General features: G+C 70.6%; 16 protein-coding genes and 2 pseudogenes. 8 read left to right on the top strand and 10 right to left on the bottom strand.

The genetic code is table 11. The features are described from left to right. Nucleotides 1-126 precede the first annotated feature (126 nt). Entirely contained in the window at nt 127-732 is a 606-nt protein-coding gene (locus tag BLP83_RS13945; protein WP_091244204.1) for a GDSL-type esterase/lipase family protein, read from the top strand. A gap of 110 nt (nt 733-842) precedes the next feature. Beyond that, nucleotides 843-1067: a hypothetical protein gene (locus BLP83_RS13950; protein ID WP_091244011.1), complete on the top strand. Its 225-nt coding sequence runs from the start codon at nt 843-845 to the stop codon at nt 1065-1067. Between the two features lie 22 nt (nt 1068-1089). Here BLP83_RS13950 and BLP83_RS13955 read toward each other — a convergent pair whose 3' ends face one another. From BLP83_RS13955 to BLP83_RS13975, 6 genes and pseudogenes are all read right to left on the bottom strand, one after another. Next, nucleotides 1090-3060 (bottom strand): ATP-binding protein, encoded by a 1971-nt coding sequence (locus BLP83_RS13955; protein WP_091244014.1) that lies wholly within the window; start codon nt 3058-3060, stop codon nt 1090-1092. A 27-nt stretch (nt 3061-3087) separates the two neighbouring features. After that, complete coding sequence (gene pdsR / locus BLP83_RS13960; RefSeq protein WP_091244017.1) at nt 3088-3777, bottom strand: proteobacterial dedicated sortase system response regulator; 690 nt, start codon at nt 3775-3777, stop codon at nt 3088-3090. Nucleotides 3778-3799: 22 nt separating this feature from the next. Continuing rightward, nucleotides 3800-3904 (bottom strand): annotated as a pseudogene (locus BLP83_RS19400) (SEC-C metal-binding domain-containing protein); the annotation flags it as partial. A gap of 378 nt (nt 3905-4282) precedes the next feature. Further along, nucleotides 4283-4870 (bottom strand): annotated as a pseudogene (locus BLP83_RS19405) (UPF0149 family protein); the annotation flags it as partial. A 298-nt stretch (nt 4871-5168) separates the two neighbouring features. Then, nucleotides 5169-6533, bottom strand: a complete 1365-nt coding sequence (locus BLP83_RS13970) for a glutamate--cysteine ligase (RefSeq protein ID WP_091244022.1) — start codon at nt 6531-6533, stop codon at nt 5169-5171. Nucleotides 6534-6693: 160 nt separating this feature from the next. Next, nucleotides 6694-7347 carry an exopolysaccharide biosynthesis protein gene (locus tag BLP83_RS13975; protein WP_091244023.1) on the bottom strand — a complete coding sequence of 218 codons (654 nt, stop codon included), beginning with the start codon at nt 7345-7347 and terminating at the stop codon, nt 6694-6696. Between the two features lie 85 nt (nt 7348-7432). Between BLP83_RS13975 and BLP83_RS13980 the strand changes: the two genes are divergently transcribed. Further along, nucleotides 7433-9019, top strand: a complete 1587-nt coding sequence (locus tag BLP83_RS13980) for a peptide ABC transporter substrate-binding protein (protein WP_176764207.1) — start codon at nt 7433-7435, stop codon at nt 9017-9019. Next, complete coding sequence (locus BLP83_RS13985; protein WP_091244028.1) at nt 9016-9930, top strand: ABC transporter permease subunit; 915 nt, start codon at nt 9016-9018, stop codon at nt 9928-9930. Before BLP83_RS13980 ends, BLP83_RS13985 begins: the two co-directional genes overlap by 4 nt. Before the next feature lie 120 nt (nt 9931-10050). Here BLP83_RS13985 and BLP83_RS13990 read toward each other — a convergent pair whose 3' ends face one another. Beyond that, entirely contained in the window at nt 10051-13320 is a 3270-nt protein-coding gene (locus BLP83_RS13990; protein WP_091244029.1) for an EAL domain-containing protein, read from the bottom strand. After that, nucleotides 13310-14272, bottom strand: a complete 963-nt coding sequence (locus tag BLP83_RS18745; protein WP_091244031.1) for an ABC transporter substrate-binding protein — start codon at nt 14270-14272, stop codon at nt 13310-13312. The genes BLP83_RS13990 and BLP83_RS18745 overlap by 11 nt, the downstream gene beginning before the upstream one ends. Nucleotides 14273-14528: 256 nt before the next feature. Between BLP83_RS18745 and BLP83_RS18750 the strand changes: the two genes are divergently transcribed. After that, entirely contained in the window at nt 14529-15098 is a 570-nt protein-coding gene (locus BLP83_RS18750; RefSeq protein ID WP_091244034.1) for a hypothetical protein, read from the top strand. Nucleotides 15099-15114: 16 nt separating this feature from the next. Here BLP83_RS18750 and BLP83_RS14005 read toward each other — a convergent pair whose 3' ends face one another. Both BLP83_RS14005 and yihA read right to left on the bottom strand, forming a co-directional pair. Then, entirely contained in the window at nt 15115-16500 is a 1386-nt protein-coding gene (locus BLP83_RS14005; protein ID WP_091244037.1) for a tetratricopeptide repeat protein, read from the bottom strand. Then, nucleotides 16497-17105 carry a ribosome biogenesis GTP-binding protein YihA/YsxC gene (gene yihA / locus BLP83_RS14010; RefSeq protein ID WP_091244039.1) on the bottom strand — a complete coding sequence of 203 codons (609 nt, stop codon included), beginning with the start codon at nt 17103-17105 and terminating at the stop codon, nt 16497-16499. Before yihA ends, BLP83_RS14005 begins: the two co-directional genes overlap by 4 nt. Nucleotides 17106-17251: 146 nt before the next feature. On the opposite strand from yihA, the gene BLP83_RS14015 reads away from it, so the two are divergent. The 3 genes from BLP83_RS14015 to BLP83_RS14025 all read left to right on the top strand — a co-directional run bounded on the left by BLP83_RS14015 (nt 17252) and on the right by BLP83_RS14025 (nt 19601). Continuing rightward, nucleotides 17252-17989 (top strand): c-type cytochrome, encoded by a 738-nt coding sequence (locus BLP83_RS14015; protein ID WP_091244042.1) that lies wholly within the window; start codon nt 17252-17254, stop codon nt 17987-17989. 123 nt (nt 17990-18112) lie between these two features. After that, nucleotides 18113-18763, top strand: coding sequence for a thiol:disulfide interchange protein DsbA/DsbL (locus BLP83_RS14020; RefSeq protein WP_091244046.1), 651 nt, complete (start codon nt 18113-18115; stop codon nt 18761-18763). A 106-nt stretch (nt 18764-18869) separates the two neighbouring features. Next, nucleotides 18870-19601: an endonuclease/exonuclease/phosphatase family protein gene (locus tag BLP83_RS14025; RefSeq protein WP_176764208.1), complete on the top strand. Its 732-nt coding sequence runs from the start codon at nt 18870-18872 to the stop codon at nt 19599-19601. The last annotated feature ends 68 nt before the right edge of the window (nt 19602-19669 follow it).

Raw genomic sequence — 19669 nt, forward strand, 5'->3', positions numbered from 1 at the left:
GCTTCGCGGCTACGCCTTCGCGGAGCTCGGTCCTCCTTGCAGGTGGCCAACCTGCGCGTCGTCGCGCCTTGCCATCCGCACGGCCAAGCGCACTCTCGGGCACGTTCAACTGCGGAATCTAGGATGATGGGCCGCAAGTTCCTTGCGCTGGGCGACTCCTACACCATCGGCGAAGCGGTCGCCGCCGACCAGCGCTGGCCGGTGCAGCTGGTCGACCTGCTGAACCGCCGCGAATTCCGTTTCGACCCGCCCGAGATCATCGCCACCACCGGCTGGACTACGGACGAGCTGGCGGCGGCGATGGATGCCAAGTACCCGGTCGGCACCCGCGCCGACTTCGATCTGGTCAGCCTGCTGATTGGCGTCAACAACCAGTACCGCGGCCGCCCGCTCGACGAATACCGGGAGCAGTTCAGTGCGCTGCTGGAACGCGCGCTGGCGCTGGCCGGCGACGACCCGCAGAGAGTGCTGGTGCTGGCCATCCCCGACTGGGGCGTCACCCCCTTCGGCGCCAAGAGCGGCCGCGACACCGCGCAGACCGCGCGCGAGCTCGACGCTTTCAACGCCGCGGCGGCCGAGATTGCGCACGGGCGAGGCGTGCGCTTCGTCGACACCAGCGCTGTCTCGCGCGAACGCGGTGCCGAATGGGTGGCCGAAGACGGCCTGCATCCGAGCGCCGAGCTTTACGCCGCCTGGGCGAAGGCCGCCGAGATTGCGCTGCTCGGGCCATAGGGTCGCCCTGGCTCGGCGCAAACTCATCCCCACCGCGACCCTCGACTCGCACGGTGATCTGTCCGAGGGCTCCTTTGCGAGTGCGTCTAGACGCCCATGCGACTCTGCCGATGATGCGATCCGCCCTGCGCCCCACCCTGGTCTTTCTCGCCTGCTTCCTGCTGCTGGGCTACGGCTCGGCCTGGCGATGGGGCGAACGCACCACGACCGATCTTGTGATCATCCTGCCGCTGACGGCGCTGTTCGCCAGCCTGCTGTTCGGCGCCGCCTGCGCCAGCCTGATGCGCGAACAGCCGCGCAGCGAGAACCCGCAGGGCGGAGACAAATCGGACTAGACCGCGGCCGCGACGCCATCACTCAGCGCGCGCGCGGCATCCCCCGCAGATCGAGAGTGAACTCGACGCCGCTGCCATCGGCGAGGTTGGCGGCACGCGCGCTGCCGGCGTGGCGCTCGGCGACCAGGCGGACGATGTGCAGGCCAAGGCCGAGGTGCGGCGCGCTGCCGGCTGCCACGCCGCGCGGGCGCTGGCTGACCAGGGCGTCGAACAGTTTCTCGTGGCGGCCCGGCGCCAGGGTCGGGCCGGTGTTGGCGACGGCAATGCGCGGCCCCTGCGCGCTCGCGCCAAGCTCGATACGGACACTGCCTTCGTGTGGACAGAAGCTGCGGGCGTTGTCGACCAGTTTGTCGAGGGCCTGAACGATCAGGTCGGGGGCGCCGTGAAAAAGGATGGGCTGGGCCGGCACCCGCACCTCGAGAGCACGCGGTGCCAGCAGCTCGCGATAGCCCTCGCCGCAGGCGCGGACCAGAGCCGCCAGGTCGAAATCCTCGGGCTCGGCGCTGGCGATGGCGCGCTCGATGCGCGAGCTCTCGCCCATCGCGCGGACGATCGCCGCCAGCCGCTCGCTGCCGGCGCGGGCGCGGTCGAGATAGACGCGGCTCGCTGCAGGCAGGCCCTGGGCTTCGAGGTTGTCGAGCGAACCGCGCACCACTGCCAGCGGCGTGTGCAGCTCATGCGACAGCGTGCCCGCCAGGCTGCGCAGGTAGGCGGTGTAGCCGGCGACCTCGTCGAGCAGGGTGCCGAAGCTGCGCGAAAGCTCACCCAGCTCGTCGACCGCCGCGCTGCGCTCGAAGCCGCGCGCGGCATCGGCGCCACCGCGGGCCAGCGCGGCCTCGGCCTGCTGCGAGAGTCGTCGGATGCGCGCCGACAGGCGACCGGCGAACAGATAGAGCAGGCCCGCCAGCAGCAGGACGACAGCAAGGCTTACGCCCAGCACGCGCAGCAGAGCGCGGTCGGCCAGCAGCAGGGCTGCGCTGGCCTGGCGCAGCACCAACACCCCGCGAGTCTCGCCCTCGATCTCGATGCGAGCACGGTCGGACAGCTGCAGGCGGTTGCCGTCCTCGATCGCGCGCCAGCGCGGCGGCTCAACGCCATCGATGGCACTGGCGCCGGTCGGATCCGGGTTCGCCGGCTCGATGCCACCCAGCACGGCAGTGAACAGGCGCCGCCAGCCGGACACCTGGCCGGCATCGGCGGCCAGTTCGCCGACCTGCAGCAGCGGGTGGCCTTCGCCATCCTGCAGCTCGCAAATGTGCGCCTGCGGGCAGAGCGCTGCCAGCAGCTCCGACAGCGCCGGCTCGGGCTCGCGCAGCGGCCGCAGCAGGCCGTCGCCAAGGCGCTGCCCAGCCTCGCCGGGGCGCGCGTGGTCGATGGCCTGCAGGCCCAACGCCAGCGGGCGCAGGCCCGGCGGCAGGCGCAGCTCGATGCGGTAGCCGGCGGCATCCTCCTGCCAGTGGCCGCTGACCCGCGGTGCCGGGCCGCCCAGGGCCTGTACCGACAGCGCCCCCGGTGCCGCGTTGGCAAGACGCAGGCGTGCACGACCGTCGAGAGTATCGAGATCCAGCTCGACGCGATCGGCGTACTGCGCCTCGGGCTGCGCGGCTTCGGCACGCAAGCGGCTGGTGTCCGCGACATCGATCAGCAGGTGCAGGGCCTGCTCGCTGCGCGCGGCGCGCAGATGCAGGCGGCCAGAGCTGTCGAGCGCGCGCGCGGACCCCGCCGTCTGCGGCCAGTCGCTGTCATAGCCGTCGAGCTCGATGGGACCAGACGACTCTGGGACCGTGATGCCACCGGGAGCCAGCGGCAGCAGGCCGGGGTCGCGCAGCAGGGCGCGCTCCATCGCACGATTCATCACTTCAAGCGTGGCGCTCTGCTGGGCCTCCTGGCCGCGGCGCAGCTGGGCTTCCAGTTCACGCACCAGCACCCAGCCGGCGGCGGGCAGGGCCAGCGCCGCGGCGGCGAGCAGCACCAGCTGCTGGCGCAGGCGCATGCGTTCAGGTGTTGTGCGCGGAGGCCATCACGGCCGCCAGCGATAGCCGGCGCCGTGCACGGTGTCGACCTCGTCGAACTTGGCGTCGATGGCCTCGAACTTCTTGCGGATGCGCTTGATGTGCGAGGTGATCGTGGCCTCGTCGACCACCACTTCGGCCTCGCGCATCAGCTGCTCGCGCGAGCGCACATGGCCGGGGTGGCGGGCCAGCGCGTGCACGATCCAGAACTCGGTGACGGTGAGCGGCACCGACTCGCCGTTCCAGCTGACCTGCATGCGCTCCAGCTCCAGGCGCAGGCCGCGCAGGGTGAACACGGTGTCGCGCGCGGCCGGCGAGCGCATCGCATCGATGCGGCGGAACAGCGCGGCGACGCGAGCGGTGAGCTGCGGCAGCGAGATGTCCTTGCTGAGGTAATCGTCGGCGCCCAGGCGCAGGCCGGAGATCACGTCGATGTCGGCATCGCGCGCGGTCAGGAACAGGATCGGCAGCGTCGGCGCGCGGGTGCGCAGCTCGCGGCAGAGCTCGAAGCCGCCCTCGGGCTCGTCGCCCAGGCCGACGTCGATCAGCACCAGGTCCGGCAGCTTGAGCGCAAAGGCCGCGCGCGCCTCGGGACGGCTGGCGAAACCATGCACCTGGTAGCCGTAGCGGCTGAGCGCGTCGATATAGTTGGCGCGGATGGCCGGCTCGTCCTCGACGATGGCGATGGTGCGCGACATGGGCGGCGTCCTGACTCGGCCTTCAGTGCAGCGCTTCGGGCGCGCCGTGGCACTTCTTGTACTTCTTGCCGCTGCCGCAGGGGCAGGGATCGTTGCGGCCGACCTCAGACTCGCGCCGCGCCGGCTGCGGCTTCTGCTCGTCGAGCCGCGCGTAGTACAGGGCCTGCAGCACGGCCGGCAGCTCCATGATCAGCTGCACGCGCTCGGCGGCGCTGAGCGGCTCCATGTCCTCATCCCCCTCGAACTCGGACGCGTCAAAGCCCTCGTCGAGTTCGTCGGCCTCATCGCGGACCTCGCGCAGGGCTTCGTCCAGTGCGCCACGGGTGATCGGGCTGCCGGGCAGCGGCTCGCCGCCGCGCACCACGTTCATGATCTCGTCGAGCGCGGCGCGCACCTGGGTGTCCGGCACGCCGGCCTGCTCGATCAGTCTCGCGGTGCGGGCGAGTTCGGGGTCGGCCATGGCGGCGGCCACGTCCTCGGGCGTCAGCGCATCCTCCAGGGGGGCCTCTTCGTCCTGCTCGAAATCGTCGTCCTCGAGGTCGTCGTCGAGATCGCCCTGATCGTCCTCATCGGGATCGCTGAGCGCGAAGATCACGCTCACCGCCTCTTCAAGTTCGGGGTCGTCGTCCAGACGCTCATCCCAGGCGTCCTGCTGCAGGTACATGCCGTACTCGAAGCCGGCGGCCCAGTCGGCGCCATAGGGCGTGTCGTCCTCCAGCGCCTCCAGGCTGTTGGAGGTCACTGCTTGGAACACCTCCTCGCTGAGCTGGATCGCCGGCATGTGGGCGGTGAGATCCTCGGTGTCGGTCTGGGCGATGCGGCGCCCCACCGAACGCCAGAACGCCAGCAGCAGACGCCGCAGCTCCTCGTTGCGTTCGGCATCCTCGAAGGGCGCATCGCCACCGCCCCAGACTGCGGGCAGCAGGCTTTCGATATCGGCCGGTTCGGGCGCCACGAACATGGCGCTGAAGAAACCGTCGACGGCCTCCAGGTTCATGCCGTCGCGCGGGACCGCACCATCCCAGAGCAGGTCATCCAGACGTTGGAAATCGGCGTCGGAGAACGGCGCATTGGGCGGCGTGATCGAGGGCATGGAGTCGGCCTTTGGAATGCTGGGGTCGACATGGTAACGCCGCAGGCGCCTGGCGGCGCCTGCGGCGCAGGATTCGGGATTGGGGATTCGGGATTCGTCAGAAGCTCGCCGACCGAACGCACGTGGCACATTGTCCTCTCGACCTCGGCCTAATCGAACTGAACGCTTCGGGCCGAGTCGCGCCGTAGACACTGCGGCCGTCGCCGCCCCTGTCAGGATCGAGCCAGTACATAGAGCATCGACGCGGAATGGAATCCTCGGCTCTTACGAATCCCGAATCCCCAATCCCGAATCCCTGCTAGTACGCATACTCCCGGAACAGCGGATCGACCGAGCCGCCCCACTCGCCATGGAAGCGCTCCAGCTTGCGCTCGGCGGCGGTCTGGCCGCTGTCGACGATCTCGATCAGCGATTCGAGGTAGATCCGCTCGTCCACGCCGTTGCAGTTGAGGCGTGCGCGCCGCTGCAGGCCGAGCGCGGAAATCTTCAGGGCTTCACGCGCGAGTTCCTGCACCTTGGTGTGGCGGAAGGGCAGCTTGAGCGCCTGTCTCGGCACGCCATCGCGAAGTGCCGTACGTTCCTCCATGCTGAAATCACGCACCAGGTCCCAGGCCGCGTCGAGCGCGGCATCGTCGTACAGCAGACCGGTCCAGAAGGCCGGCAGCGCGCACAGGCGGCTCCAGGGGCCGGCATCGGCGCCGCGCATTTCCAGATAGCGCTTCAAACGCACCTCGGGGAAGGCCGTGGTGAGGTGATCGCCCCAGTCCGACAGCGTCGGCTTCTCGCCGGGCAGCACGCTGAGTTCGCCGCGCAGGAAATCGCGGAAGCTCAGCCCCGCGGCATCGATGTAGCGCCCTTCGCGATACACGAAGTACATCGGCACATCGAGGATGTAGTCGACGTAGCGCTCGAAGCCGAAGCCGTCCTCGAACACGAAGTCGAGCATGCCAGTACGGTCGGGGTCGGTGTCGGTCCAGATGTGCGAGCGGTAGCTCAGGAAACCGTTGGGCTGGCCCTCGCGGAAGGGCGAGTCGGCGAACAGCGCGGTGGCGATGGGCTGCAGCGCCAGCGAGACCCGGAACTTCTTGACCATGTCGGCTTCGGAGGCGAAGTCGAGGTTGACCTGCACGGTGCAGGTGCGGGTCATCATGTCGAGGCCGAGGCCGCCCACCTTCGGCATGTACTCGCGCATGATCTTGTAGCGGCCCTTGGGCATCCACGGCATGTCCTCGCGCGCCCACTTCGGCTGGAAGCCCATGCCCAGGAAGCCGATGCCGAGCCGGTCGGAGACGATCTTCAACTCACCCAGATGACCAGCGGTCTCGCGGCAGGTCTGGTGCAGGTTCTCCAGCGGCGCGCCTGAGAGCTCCAGCTGGCCGGCGGGTTCGAGCGTGACCGAGGCGCCGTCCTTCTTCAGCGCGATCAGGTGCCCGCCCTCCAACACCGGCGTCCAGCCGAACTGGGCCAGGCCTTCGAGCACGGCGCGGATGCCCTGCGGGCCGTCGTAGGTCGGCGGACGCAGGTCGGAGAGTCGGAAGCCGAACTTCTCGTGCTCGGTGCCGATGCGCCAGGCTTCGCGCGGCTTGTTGCCGGCGGCGAGGTCGTCGATGAGCTGCTGTTTGGATTCGATCCGTGAACCGGGCGCGCTGCTGGGGCTGGACACGCGGGACTCCTTGGGTGGCGATGGGCCCCGGCTCGCGGCCGAAGCGATGGCGCACGCGCTGCGTTTGCCGAGTGCTGGCAAGTGGGGCCGGGAGGGACGCCATACAAGCGGCGCGCACACTGCGCGCGGCCGCGTGAAGCGGCGGCGAGGCCGCCTGGCTTCAGCCGCCCAACTTCTGCCAGAGCTGACCCAGCGCCAGGCCGCCTGCACCGATCAGCACGCCGAAGTAGATCACGGTCGCGATCTGGGCGACATGGCCGATCAGGATGGCCAGGCCATCGCGCTGGATCAGGCCGACCGCGTAGAACAGCAGGGCCAGTGCCGGCAGGGTGTTGCTGAAGGGCACGAGGCCGAAGGGCGCCATCAGCAGCAGGGCCGCGCTGATGAAGGCGAGGTTGTTGACGAGGCCGATGCCACGACCATCGGCCAGCGACGGCAGGCGGTGCGGGCGGCTGATGCGCTCAAGCCGGTGTACCCAGACGAGACCCGAACTCAAACCCGAACGCACGCGCTCCGACGGCAGCTGGCGCTGCTTCAGCCGCGCCGGAATCCACAGCGGCCGACCCGACAGCCGGCTCAAACCCACCAGCAGGATGGCCGCGCCGAACACCGTGCTGACGCCGGGGATCGAAACCGGGATCAGGAACACCAGCACCAGCAGCAGGCTGAGCAGCAGCAGGCCTTCGTCGCCGACGGCGTCCAGCAGGGCGCCGAGCGCGAGACCGTCCGACGGCAGGCCCTCGATCAGACGCTGCAGCTGCTCGGCGAGGCTGGCCGAAGTGTCGGCGGTATGAGAAGGAGATGTCGGGCTCACGGGGATGCCATCATGCGCGGCGCGCGGCAGATCGCGCGGGGCCGCGAGCTTAGCAGCCCCTCATGGAAGCCTTTCGACCTTGCCGATGCGCCTGTCTATCGCCCGCCCCCGCATTCGCGCCCTGCTGCTGGCCTGCGCCCTGCCCTGTCTCGTCCCGCAGTCCAAGGCGGCGGAGACGCTGGAGCGCGGCAACGGACCCGAGCCGTCCACGCTGGACGCCCATCGCTGCCAGGAGATCGCCTGCGCCAACGTGCTGCGCGACCTGTACGAGGGCCTGGTCGCGGAAGACGCCCATGGCGATCTGATCCCCGGCCTGGCGGAGCGCTGGCAGCGCAGCGAGGACGGCCTCGAATGGACTTTCCATCTGCGCGAGGGGGCACGCTGGAGCGACGGCCAGACCATCGATGCCGCGCAGGTGGCTGCCAGCTTCCGCCGCGCCTTTGAACCGGCCACGGCCGCACCGCTGGCGCCGCTGCTGCATGCCATCGAGAACGCCGCCGAGGTGCAGGCGGGCCGCGCGCCGCCCGGCGCGCTCGGCGTAGCGGCGGTCAACGCGCGAACGCTGCGCATCCGCCTGCACGAACCCGTCGACCTGTTGCCGCGCCTGACCCTGCCGATCGCGTTTCCGCTGCGCATCGACGCCGTCGAGGCGCACGGCAGCGGCCACACCCAGCCCGGCCGGCTGATCGGCAACGGCGCCTACGTGCTCGAAGCCTGGCGGCCGCAGTCGATGATCACGCTGGCGCGCAATCCCCATTTCCACACGCCTGCGGCCATCGAGCGCGTGCGCTTCCACGTCACCGAAGACGCCGCCAGCGAGCTCAAGCGCTACGCGGCCGGCGACCTGCACATCACCGAGACGGTGCCGCCGGGCCGTCTGGATCGGCTGCGCGCGCGTTTCGGCGACGAGCTGCGCATCAGCCCCTATCTCGGCGTGTTCTTTCTGGGCCTGAACATCGAGCGCGCGCCGCTGGATTCCAGGCCGCTGCGCGAGGCGCTGAACCTGAGCATCGACCGCCAGCTGCTGGTGCGCGCGGTGACGGGCATGGGCGAAGCGCCGGCCTACACCCTCGTGCCGCCGGGCGTGCGCGGGCACAGCCCAGTCGAACCCGAGTGGGCGCGGTGGACGCCCGAACAGCGGCTTGAGCGCGCCCGTGCTGCCTATGCCGAGGCCGGCTATTCGAACGAGAACCCGGCGCGGCTCAGCCTGCGCTACAACACCTCGACCGTGCATCGCCGCGTTGCGCTGGCGGTGGCAGCGATGTGGCGCGAGCAGCTCGGGGTGATCACCGAGCTGCGCAACGAAGAGTGGAAGGTGTTCGTGGCCAATCGCCGGCAGCGCCGCGTGACCGAAGTGTTCCGCGGCGGCTGGATTGCCGACTACGACGATGCCGGCAGCTTTCTGGACCTGTTCGCCAGCGGCAGCCCGCTGAACTGGAGCGGCTTTGCCGACGCCGGGTACGAGCGTCTGCTCAGCGAGGCGCGCGCGGCCAGCGATCCGCATGCACGCGCACGTCTGCGCGGCGAAGCCGAGGCGCGTCTGCTCGAGGCCTTTCCGATCGTGCCGCTGTACTTCTACACCTCGAAGCATCTGGTCAGCCCGCGCCTGCGCGGCTTCGAGCCGAACCCGCTGGACCGCCACCCCAGCCGATTCCTGCACTTCGCCGAATGAAGCTGCCGAGCCTCGCCTCACGCGTTCTGGAAGCCGGACTGACCCTGTGGCTGCTGCTCAGCCTGTGCTTCGTGCTGCTGCGGCTGGCGCCGGGCGGGCCCTTCGACGGCGAGCGCGCCGCACCGCCCGAGATCGAAGCCGCACTGGCCCAGGCCTATCGGCTCGATGCGCAGCTGTGGCAGCAGTACCTCGACTGGTTCGGCGGCCTGCTGCGCGGCGATCTGGGCCCGAGCTTCACCTACCCCGACCAGCGGGTCGGCGACCTGATCCTGCAGGCGCTGCCGGTGACGCTCGTCAGCGGCGGCCTCGCCCTGCTGCTGGCGATCGCGCTGGCGCTGCCGCTGGGCTGGCTGGCGGCACGCGCGCGCGGACGCTGGCCGGATCGCCTGCTGATGGGCGTATCCGGTCTCGGGCTGGCACTGCCGAAGTACGTGGTCGCGCCGCTGCTGGTCCTGGTGTTCGCCGTGCTGTTGAAGCTGTTGCCGGCCGGCGGCTGGGGGCGCGTCGATCAGCTGGTGCTGCCAGTGCTGGCGCTCAGCCTGCCCAACCTCGCCTATGCGGCGCGGCTGGTGCGTGCGGGTCTGCTCGAGGCCTGGGAGTCGGACTGGTATCGCGCGGCGAAGGCGCGCGGGCTGTCATCTTCTGCGCTGCTGCTGCGACATGCCGCGCCGGTCGCCCTGCTGCCGCTGCTGGCCTGGATCGCGCCGGCGGCGATCAACCTGCTGAGCGGCTCGGCGGTGGTCGAGCAGATCTTCGGCCTGCCGGGTCTGGGGCGCTATTTCGTGCAGGGTGCGCTCAATCGCGACTACACCCTGGTGCTGGGCGTGGTGGCGACGGTCGGTGTCGGCATCGTGCTGGTCAACGCGGTGGTCGACGCCCTGCGCGCGCGATTTGAGCAGCGCGAATCATAGGGTGCGCCCTGGCCCACCCTAGCCCCGAGGTGTGCGGATGTGTGCGCGCACTCCGGCCAAACCTGCGATGCGGGTCGTAGCGGTGGTGGGCCAGAGCCCACCCTATGAGGGCGCGCAGACTCAGGGCGACGTGGGCGTGGGCCGATCCTGTTCCTGACCGGCAGGCGCCAGCGGCCAGCGCAGCAGGTGCTCCTCCTGCGGTCGGGCGAACAGGTAGCCCTGGCCGGCGTCGCAGCCGAGCGCGCGCAGCACCGCGGCTTCCTCGTGGGTTTCGACGCCCTCGGCGACGGTGGCGAGGCCGAACTCCTCGGCCAGCGCGAGGATCGCCTTGACCACGCCCTGGCTGGTCACCGATCGCCCCATGCCGCGCACGAAGCTCTGGTCGATCTTGAGGCGATCCGGCCGCAAGCGCCCGAGGTAGGACAGCGACGAGAAGCCGGTCCCGAAGTCGTCGATAGCGAGCTTCAATCCGCGCGCACGCAGGCGATCGAGCCTCCGCAGCACCGCTTCGGCGTGGTCCATCAGCACCGACTCGGTCAGCTCCAGTTCCAGGGCTTCCGCCGGCAGGCCGCTGTCGGCAAGCGAGGCCTCGACCGTGGCCTCGAAATCCTCACGCCTGAACTGCAGGGTCGAGACGTTGACCGACACCGGCACCGCCGGCAGGCCGCGTTCGCGCAGGCGCATGGCGGCGGCACAGGCCTCGCGCAGAACGAATTCGCCGAGCGGGACGATGAGGCCCGTCGCCTCGGCCAGCGGAATGAACTCGGCCGGCGAGACCAGTCCGCGCTGTGGATGCCGCCAGCGCACCAGGGCTTCGTAGCCGGCCAGCGCGTCGGAACGCAGGTCGATCTGCGGCTGGAACACCAGGAAGAACTCCTGCCGCTGCAGGCCCTGGCGCAACTGCGATTCCAGGGTCAGCGCTTCCAGACCACGGCTGGCGAGGTCCTCGCGGTAGGCCTGCACGGTGTTGCGCCCCGCCAGTTGGGCGGCACCCAGCGCCAGCTCCGCCGACTTGGCCAGGGCTTCCGCGGAAGCACCATCGGTCGGACCGATCGCCAGCCCGATGCTGATGCCGAGGCTGAGCTCGCGGGCATCGACCTCGATCGGCTCGCTGAGCGCACGCTGCAGGCGGCAGGCCAGCACCAAGGCCTGTTCGGCGCTCTGGGCCGGCACGGCCACCAGGAACTCGTCGGCGCTGATCCGCGACATCCAGGCTTCGGCCGGCAGCTCGCGCGCCATCCGCGTCGGCACCGCGCGCAGCACCAGGTCGCCGGTGGCATAGCCCAGCGATTCGTTGATCTGGCGGAAGCGGTCGATGTCGACATGCATCAGCGCCACCTTCGACAGCCCGGCCTGCAGCTCGGCGTCGAGCGCCTCGATCAGGCGCTCGCGGCGCGGCAGCCCGGTCAGCAGGTCATGCGCACCGAGGTATTCGATGCGCGACTCGAAGGCCTTGCGGTCGGAGGTCTCGACGAACTGGCCGATGTAGTGCAGGGGACGCCCCTCGGCATCGTCGATGCGGGTGATGGTGAGCCACTGGGGGTAGACGGTGCCGTCGCGACGCCGGTTCCAGACCTCGCCCTCCCAGCGGCCGCCGTCCAGCAGCGCGCCCCACATCGCTGCATAGAAATCGGGCGAGTGGTGGCCCGAAGCCAGCAGGCTGGGGCGTTGGCCCAGCACCTCCCCGCGGGGGAAGCCGGTGATGCTCTCGAAGGCCTGGTTGACGTCGATGATGCGACCTTCGGCATCGCAGATCAGGATGCCGAGCTGGCTGCTGGCGAACACCTCGCTGGCCAGCCGCAGGGCGGACTCGGCGCGCTTGCGGGCATCGATGTCGATCAGCACGCCGGCCAGCGCGCGCGGTGCGCCGGCGGCGTCGCGCTCGACCACGGTGCCGCGCCCCAGCAGCCAGGCCCAGCCCTCGCCGCGACGCACGCGGAACTCCTCATCCAGCAGGCTGGGACAGGGCATGCCGGGGCGCAGGCGTTCGCGCAGACGCTCGGCGTCCTCGGGATGCAGAAGCGCCAGCAGCAGCTCGGCGGGATGCAGGGAATCGCTGGCGCCGGGCTCGCCGGGCGCGTCGCCCTCGATCGGTCCGACCTCGCCCGGATCGGCGCCGAGCATCCGCGCGCCGCGCGTGGACAGGCGCAGCCGCGCCGGCGCGAGCTCCAGCTGCCAGGCACCGAGCTCGGCGGCCTCCATCGCCAGACGCTCGCGACGCTCGGCGCCGCGCCTGGCCTGCTCCGCGCGCTGGCGGGCGATCAGCATCTGCAGGTCGCGCACCAGCAGCTCCAGTGCCGACAGCCATTCAGCCTCGCCTTCGCCGGCATAGCCCCAGACTTCGAGCAGCGCCGGCACCGTCGAGCGTTCCTCCGTCTGCCCGCGCAGATCGAAGCGCCACGCGCGCAGATGCGCAGCTTCGCGCTCGCAGTGGCCCACGTCGCCGGCCTCGCACAGGCGCTGCGCAGGGGAGTCTGCGGCCAGCACGCGCGCGGCAGCGAAACCGCCGCTGTCGACCAGCAGGGTGCACAGCGCCTGCAGGCGTTCGATCAGGGGACGATCCTCGACCAGCAGACGGCTGCCGTGCAGGGCCAGGCGTTGAACGCATTCGTGGCGATTCAGGCGCTCCAGGCCGGCGTCGAGCGCGCGTCCGATCACGCCCAGCTCGTCGTCGCCATCGACCCGCGAAGCCTCGGGGCTGGCGCCGGCATAGAGCGAGTGCGCCGCCACCTGCAGGCGTGCGCTGCGCTCCAGCAGCTGCAGGCGCAGCAGCCACCAGATCAGGCCCGCTGCGAGCAGGAGGATCAAGGCCTCGCCGCGGAACAGACGCAGGGCATTCCAGCGCGCGCGGGCCTCTTCGAAGCCGCTGTCCGCCAGCACGATCACGCGCCCATAGGCGGGCGGTGCGCTGCGGGTCAGCACCGGCTCGACCTGCAGCCGCAGCGAGGCGTCCACCAGGCTGAGGGCCTCGTCGCTGGCCTGCCCGGCCAGCTGCCGCAGCAGCCCCCGCTCGGACGCCCCCAGCCGGGTCTCGATCACCGACAGCGCAAGGCCGGTGTCGGCGCGGCGCAGACTGGCCAGAGCCAGGCCCGCGTCGTCGAACAGCCAGGCCTCGCGCACCTCCGGGTAGAGGGCGAGACGGGTGATCATGGCGCGGCGGCCGTTGCCTTCCCCCAGCTCGGCGTAGCTTTCCAGCCGGCGTGCAGTCTGCCCCGTCAGCTCGCTGATCTCGACGAGGAGGTCCTCGCGCGCATCCCGCAGGGCCTGCGCGCTGCGCAGCTGGAACATCACCAGCAGCAGGGCCGCGCACACGCACACCATGAGCACCGGCAGGGTCAGCCGCGCCGGCCAGCGGATCAGCAGCGCGCGCAGACGCTGTTCAATGCCCATGGCCGGGGGCTCCGAGCACGGCGGCCTGTGGGCCTGGATCCAGCAGCTGGGCCGCGCTAGGCGCCTCGACCAGCTCCGCGCGCGCGGCCAACAGGGCGGCCAGCTCGGGCAGGATCCTCGCCAGCGGGGAATCGGGCGCGCCCAGCAGGCGATGGCTGTGCCGAGCGTCGAAGAACTCGATGCCGGCGAGGGCGGTGCGGTAGTCCTCGTCGGTCAGCCCGGTGCCCGGCAGCAGGCGGTCGAGGGGCAGCTCGCCGGGGGCGCGGAAGTGGTCGATCTCGCCTTCCCAGGCACGCAGCAGCGCGGAAAGAGCGTCGGCGCGCCGCTCGATCACCGGGCGACGCGCCACCAGTACGTCGTAGATGAGACCCGGCATCTCGCGCGTGCTGTGCAGCAGGGTGTGGCCCTCCGCGAGCAGGCGGCTCAACAGCGGTTCGTAGCAGACGACCACCTCGGCATCGCCATCCCGCCAACGTCGTTCCAGGTGGACGGCGCGCACCTGCATCACCGACACGGCATCGTCCGACAGGTCGGCCGCACGCAGGCTGGCGGCCAGCATCAGGCCGCCGACCGCACTGTCCTCCACCAGCACGCGACGCCCAGACAGTCCCTGGGCGCGGTCGAGGCCGGCGCGCAGCACCACGCCGTCGGCGCCGCGCGACTCCGACAACACGGCGATCACCCGCAAATCGGGCATGCGCCGCCACAGGCGCAAGGCTTCATCGAGGGTGACCGCGGCGGCATCCAGGCGACCGTCGCGCAGGGCATTCAGGGTGTCGGTCGCAGAAGGCAGTTCGACCAGGCGCAGCTCGGGCGGCAGCCGATCCTGCTCGCGCAGCAGCACCAGCGGGTCGTAGCCCAACCAGGGCCCCATCGCCACCGTCAGCGGCGGCTGCGGCGGGGGCGCCGCGGCGACAGCCAGCAGCAGCGCGACAACGGCAGCGACCAGCACTGCCGCGAGCGTGCGCGCGCGCCGCTCACGCGACGATGGGGTGGCTGGCGTAGGGGCGGCAACGGCCAAAGGATCGATATCCGGGCATGAGGCAGCACAAACTGCGCGCCGGATGCTGCAAACGACATGCCGCGCGCCTGCGCGGGCGGCGCCCGCCCGGACCGTCGCAGTTCCACGGTACGGGACTTGCTTGAGGCTCTCGAACCCCATCGACCGCAGACGGGCCGCAAGCGCCCGCCCCCACAGGAGCCCAGACATGAGCGACACCGCCGAGCCCCGAGGCACCCGCGTGCGGATCCCGGATCCGAACTGGGACAAGATGCGCGAGACGGTGCTGATGATGGAGCTCGCGGTCGGCCAGATCGAAGGCGCCATGCGCGACAGCGACAGTTCGGTGCAGGTGCTGACCGACACCTTCACGGTGATGGCGAGGCACATGGGCACCATCGCCGAGGATGCCGCACGCCTGCCCGACGAGGGCGAACTGGGCGAGATCAAGCGTCGGATGTCCGGCGCGGCCGCCCAGGTCACCGGCATGGTCCACCAGTCGATCATCGCCTTCCAGTTCTACGACCGCCTGGTGCAGCGCCTGAGCCACGTCAGCCATGGCTTGGAGTGGCTGGCCGAGGTGGTCAGCGACGAACAGCGGGCCACCACCCCCGACGAGTGGCTGGCTCTGCAGGAGAAGATCCGCGCCCGCTACTCGATGCCTGAGGAAGTGGAGATGTTCGAAGCCGTGCTGCTGCACGGCAAGACCGTCCAGCAGGCGCTGGCCGAGTTCATGGAGAAGATGAAGAACAAGGGCGACGACATCGAGCTGTTCTGAGCGCCGGGCCCGGCGCTCAGCGCCGCCGCAGGCGCAGCACCCGCCCGGGCAGCATGGCCTCGCGCTCGCGGCGCAGGTCGATCGGTGCGTCCAGCTCGACCTCGAAGCCGTGGGTCGCGGCCAGTGCGTGCAGGTAGGGGGTCGAGTGCGCGTAGCGGCCGCTGGGCTGCAGGCGGACGCCGGCAGCATCCGCCTCGTCGAGCAATTCGACCGAGAACAGCAGGCAGCCGCCGCTGCGCAGCGCGGCCGCGGCCAGCGCGAACACTTCGTCCAGCGCACCCACGTAGACGAACACATCGGCAGCCAGCAGCAGGTCCCAGGCCTGCGGCTGGCGCGCCAGCAGACTCTGCAGCGATTCCTCATGCAGGGCATCGTAGAGCCCGCGCGCTGCCGCCTTCTCCAGCATCTTCGCGGACAGGTCGGCGCCTTCCAGGCGTAGCGCCAGCGGCCGCAGGGCCGGCGCCGCCAGCCCGGTGCCGCAGCCGAGATCGAGCACGTTCAGACCTGTAGCGCTCGGCAGGTAGCGGCCGAGCTGCTCCGGCAGGCGATAGCCCAGGCGCTCCACCAGCCACTGGTCGAACTCGGCGGCCATGCCATCGAACAGGCCGCTGACGAAGGCATCCGGCGGGCGCGTCGGCTGCGCACCGCGCAGGGTATCGAGCTTGAAGGCGAGGCTCGGCGAGTCGGGATTGAGCGCCAGGGCCTGCGCGAAGGCCTCGGCGGCCTCGGCCGTCTGCCCATTCAACTGCAGGGCCTCGCCGAGATTCTCCCAGGCCGCGTCCTGGCCGGCGTCGAGCGCCAGCGAGCGGCGCAGGGCCTCGATCGCCGGACCGAGTCGACGCGCGCGGAACAGGCTGCGCCCGAGCGTGCACCAGCCGATCGCGAACTCGGGCGCGGCGGCCAGCGCGGACTGCATGAGCGCCACGGCCTCGTCCTGCGCACCGCGCTCGCAGAGCAGGTTGGCCAGGTTGTTGGCTGCCGGCGCCAGCCGCGGATTGGCGCGCAGGGCGGCCCGATAGCACTGCTCGGCCTCGGCAAAGGCACCCCGGGTGGCCTCGACCACCGCCAGGTTGTACCAGGCCTCGGCCCAAGCCGGCGCCGAACGGGTTGCCGCCGCGAAGCCCTGGCGCGCGCGCTCGAGATCGCCTGCCGCGAGAGCCAAGGCCGCGCGCTGGAAATGCCCACCCGGGTGCTGCGGCGAGAGCGCGAGACAGTGGGCGAGCGCCGCCTCGGCGCGGCCATGCTGCCCGCAGCGCGCGGCCGCCACCGCATGCAGGTAGGCGAGTTCGGCATCCTGCTGCTGCAGGGGCAGAACATCGAGCAGGTCCAGGGCCTGCCGCATCTGGCCAGCCCCCATCAGCTGCTGCAGGCGCGCGCGCAGCGCCGGATCCGCCGCGCTCATCCGCCCGTCGCGCCGAGCTGCAGCCAGTCGGCGAGCCGCGCACGCGCCTCATCCACACCCAGCCCGGTCTGCGCCGAGAACAGCTGCGCGCTCTGGCCCTCGCCCAGTTCGGCGCGGACTTCGCGCAGGGTCTGCGCCTGGGCGCCGCGGCCGAGCTTGTCCGCCTTGGTCAGCAGGACGTGGCAAGGCAGGCCGCGGGCTTCGCCGAAGCCGAGCATCTGGCGGTCGAAATCACGCAGCGGATGGCGGATGTCCATCACCACCACCAGGCCCGCCAGCGAGCGGCGATTCTGGAAATAGCCCTCGATCAGGCCGCGCCAGTGCTCGCGCAGCTCCGGCGGCACCTTGGCAAAGCCGTAGCCTGGCAGGTCGACCAGGAAGCGCGCGGGCGCCAGCTGGAAATACACCAGCTGCTGGGTGCGGCCGGGCGTCTTGCTGGTCCGCGCCAGCGCGCCCTGGTCACAGATGCGGTTGATCGCGCTGGATTTTCCGGCATTGGAGCGGCCGGCAATCGCCACTTCGACGGCTTCGTCGGCCGGCAGCTGGCGCGGGGTATGCACGCTCAGCAGGTAGCTGGCGGCGCGGAACGGGTTCGGCTCTGACATGGAGGATCCAAGGCGGACGGGGCGGCGCGCGATGCGGCTTCGTTGACCCGTCATGGGCGGGCTGGAATAATCCCGCGATTCCCGCGCCTGCCGTAGCCTACGGTGGTGCCAGCGGTCGAGACAGCATTCCAGTTCGGAGCAAGTGTATGAGTTTTCGCCGCTTCCTTGGGCTGGCGGGCCTGCTGGCCGCCTCTTCCGTCCTCGCCCAGAACGCCGCGGAGGTGACCGCCGCGCCGGAACAGGCGCCCGCCGAGGTCGCCACCCTGGCCGATGACAGCGCCAAAGCCGTGCCGGGCGATGCCGCCACGGGCCAAGGCAAAGCTGCAGTCTGCGCCGCCTGCCATGGCATGGACGGCAATTCTGCCGATCCGCAGTATCCGAAGCTGGCCGGCCAGCACGAGCGCTACATCGCCCGCCATCTGGCCCTCTACAAGAGCGGCGAGCGCAACAACGCGATCATGCTCGGTTTCGCGGCCGGTCTGTCCCCGCAGGACATGCGGGACATCGGCGCCTACTTCGCCACCCAGAAGGTGCGCGCGGGTCTCGCCGACGAGAGCGTGATCGCCAGCGGCCCGAACGAAGGCAAGAAGTTCTACGAGGTCGGCGAGAAGCTGTACCGCGGTGGCGATCTGGAGCGCGGCATCCCGGCCTGCGCGGCCTGCCACGGCCCGGCCGGCAAGGGCAATCCGGGCCCGGCCTATCCGAACCTCGGCGGCCAGCACGCAACCTACACCGCCGCCCAGCTGAACCTTTTCCGCGACGGCACGGTGCACGGCCGTGACGCCAACGCCAATGCGGTGATGGCCGGCGTGGCGCGCTACCTGACCGACGAAGAGATCCAGGCGCTCGCCACCTACATTGAAGGCCTGCACCAGGCGGAGTAAGTGCGGGAACCCTCGCACGCCGCCCGCGGTCGCAGGCCCGGCCCGCGCGCCTGCGAGCCGTGACCTGATGTTCAGACAGGCCCGCCTACCCTCGGCGGGCCTTCACCTATCTGGAGACCCTCCATGCTGATGCGCCTGTTCGCTGCCGCTGCCCTGCTCGCCGCCACCGCCTGTTCGGCGCAGGCACCCGCCACCGCCGCGGCTCCTGTCGCCGGCACCGATTACGTGCTGATCAATCCGCCGGTGCCGACGAGCGCCGCGCCGGGCAAGATCGAGGTCGTGGAAGTGTTCGGCTACAGCTGCGTGCACTGCGCCACCTTCCAGCCCGTGGTCAACGTGTGGAAGAAGGCCCTGCCCGAGCACGTGCAGTTCAGCTACATGCCGGCCGTGTTCGGCGGTGCCTGGGAGATCTACGCCCGCGCCTACTACGCCGCCGAAACCATGGGCATCCTCGAGCAGTCGCATGACGCGGTCTTCAAGGCCATCCACACCGACCGCAAGCCGATCCAGAGCATCGAGGACGTCGCCGACCTGTACACCGCCTACGGCGTGACCCGCGAGGACTTCCTGGCCAGCATGCAGAGCTTTGCGGTCAACGCGAAGATCGCCCGCGCCCAGCAGACCGTGCAGCGCTACGGCGTCGAGGGCACGCCGTCGATGATCGTCAACGGCAAGTACCGCGTGATGTCCCCGCGTGAGGGCGGCTTCCAGCGCATGCTCGAAATCGTCGACGCCCTTGTGGCGCAGGAGCTGGCCGCCGCCAAGGGCGGCTGATCGCCCGCCCGCAGCCACCAAGATGTCCAAGCGTCCACCCTCGGCCCCGGTCGCGCCCGCGCCCGGGGCCGCTGCGTCTCCGGCCCCGGCCTCCACCAAGCTTTCGGTGCTGAGCGCGAACATCCAGGCCGGCGCGCGCACCGACCGCTACATGGACTACGTGTCGCGGCCCTGGACCCATGTGCTGCCGCATCGCGACAAGCGCGGCAACCTGGATGCGCTGGCCGGCATGGCCCGCGGCTTCGACCTGGTGGGCCTGCAGGAGACCGACCCCGGCTCGCTGCGCTCGGGATTCGTCAACCAGACCCACTACCTCGCCGAGCGCGGGCGTTTTCCGTTCTGGAGCCACCAGCCGAACCGGCGCATGGGCGGCATCGCCACCAGCGCCAACGCGCTGCTGAGCCGCCTGGAACCACAGGAAGTGATCGACCATCCCCTGCCCGGCCGCATTCCCGGCCGCGGCGCCCTGCTGGCGCGCTACGGGCAAGGCAGCGGGCAGCTGGTGGTGGTGGTGGCGCATCTCTCACTGGGCGTGAAGTCGCGGCTGGCCCAGCTCAGCTTCATCGCCGAACTCATCGAGAACGCGCCGCGCGCGCTCCTGATGGGCGACTTCAACTGCGAGCCGCTGGCCGCCGAGATGCAGGCCCTGTATCGCCGCACCCGACTGCTGCCACCGGATCGTCTGCTGCCCAGCTTCCCCAGCTGGCGCCCCAAGCGCGCGATCGACCACATCCTGGTCAGTGAAGGCATCCGCGTGCAGCGCCGTTGGCTGCTGGAGGGCGCGCCCGCGGACCATCTGCCGGTCGCGGCCGAGATCGAGGTTCCCGTGGCGCTGTAGCGGCAATCCGCATGTGCGCACTGGAGCTCTCGCTATACCGAATCCCGAATCCCGAATCCCGAGAAAGC

Origin of the sequence: Aquimonas voraii, from assembly GCF_900101825.1 — a bacterium.
In the GTDB taxonomy this organism is placed as follows: domain Bacteria; phylum Pseudomonadota; class Gammaproteobacteria; order Xanthomonadales; family Xanthomonadaceae; genus Aquimonas; species Aquimonas voraii.

What these genes read in the sequence shown, in the direction of transcription:
- BLP83_RS13945 (WP_091244204.1), top strand. Translation starts at nt 127, where the DNA reads ATGGGCCGCAAGTTCCTTGCGCTGGGCGACTCCTACACCATCGGCGAA.
- yihA (WP_091244039.1), bottom strand. Translation starts at nt 17,105, where the DNA reads ATGTCAGAGCCGAACCCGTTCCGCGCCGCCAGCTACCTGCTGAGCGTG.
- BLP83_RS13990 (WP_091244029.1), bottom strand. Translation starts at nt 13,320, where the DNA reads ATGGGCATTGAACAGCGTCTGCGCGCGCTGCTGATCCGCTGGCCGGCG.
- pdsR (WP_091244017.1), bottom strand. Translation starts at nt 3,777, where the DNA reads ATGTCGCGCACCATCGCCATCGTCGAGGACGAGCCGGCCATCCGCGCC.
- BLP83_RS18750 (WP_091244034.1), top strand. Translation starts at nt 14,529, where the DNA reads ATGAGCGACACCGCCGAGCCCCGAGGCACCCGCGTGCGGATCCCGGAT.
- BLP83_RS13985 (WP_091244028.1), top strand. Translation starts at nt 9,016, where the DNA reads ATGAAGCTGCCGAGCCTCGCCTCACGCGTTCTGGAAGCCGGACTGACC.
- BLP83_RS14015 (WP_091244042.1), top strand. Translation starts at nt 17,252, where the DNA reads ATGAGTTTTCGCCGCTTCCTTGGGCTGGCGGGCCTGCTGGCCGCCTCT.
- BLP83_RS14020 (WP_091244046.1), top strand. Translation starts at nt 18,113, where the DNA reads ATGCTGATGCGCCTGTTCGCTGCCGCTGCCCTGCTCGCCGCCACCGCC.
- BLP83_RS13980 (WP_176764207.1), top strand. Translation starts at nt 7,433, where the DNA reads ATGCGCCTGTCTATCGCCCGCCCCCGCATTCGCGCCCTGCTGCTGGCC.
- BLP83_RS14005 (WP_091244037.1), bottom strand. Translation starts at nt 16,500, where the DNA reads ATGAGCGCGGCGGATCCGGCGCTGCGCGCGCGCCTGCAGCAGCTGATG.
- BLP83_RS13950 (WP_091244011.1), top strand. Translation starts at nt 843, where the DNA reads ATGATGCGATCCGCCCTGCGCCCCACCCTGGTCTTTCTCGCCTGCTTC.
- BLP83_RS13955 (WP_091244014.1), bottom strand. Translation starts at nt 3,060, where the DNA reads ATGCGCCTGCGCCAGCAGCTGGTGCTGCTCGCCGCCGCGGCGCTGGCC.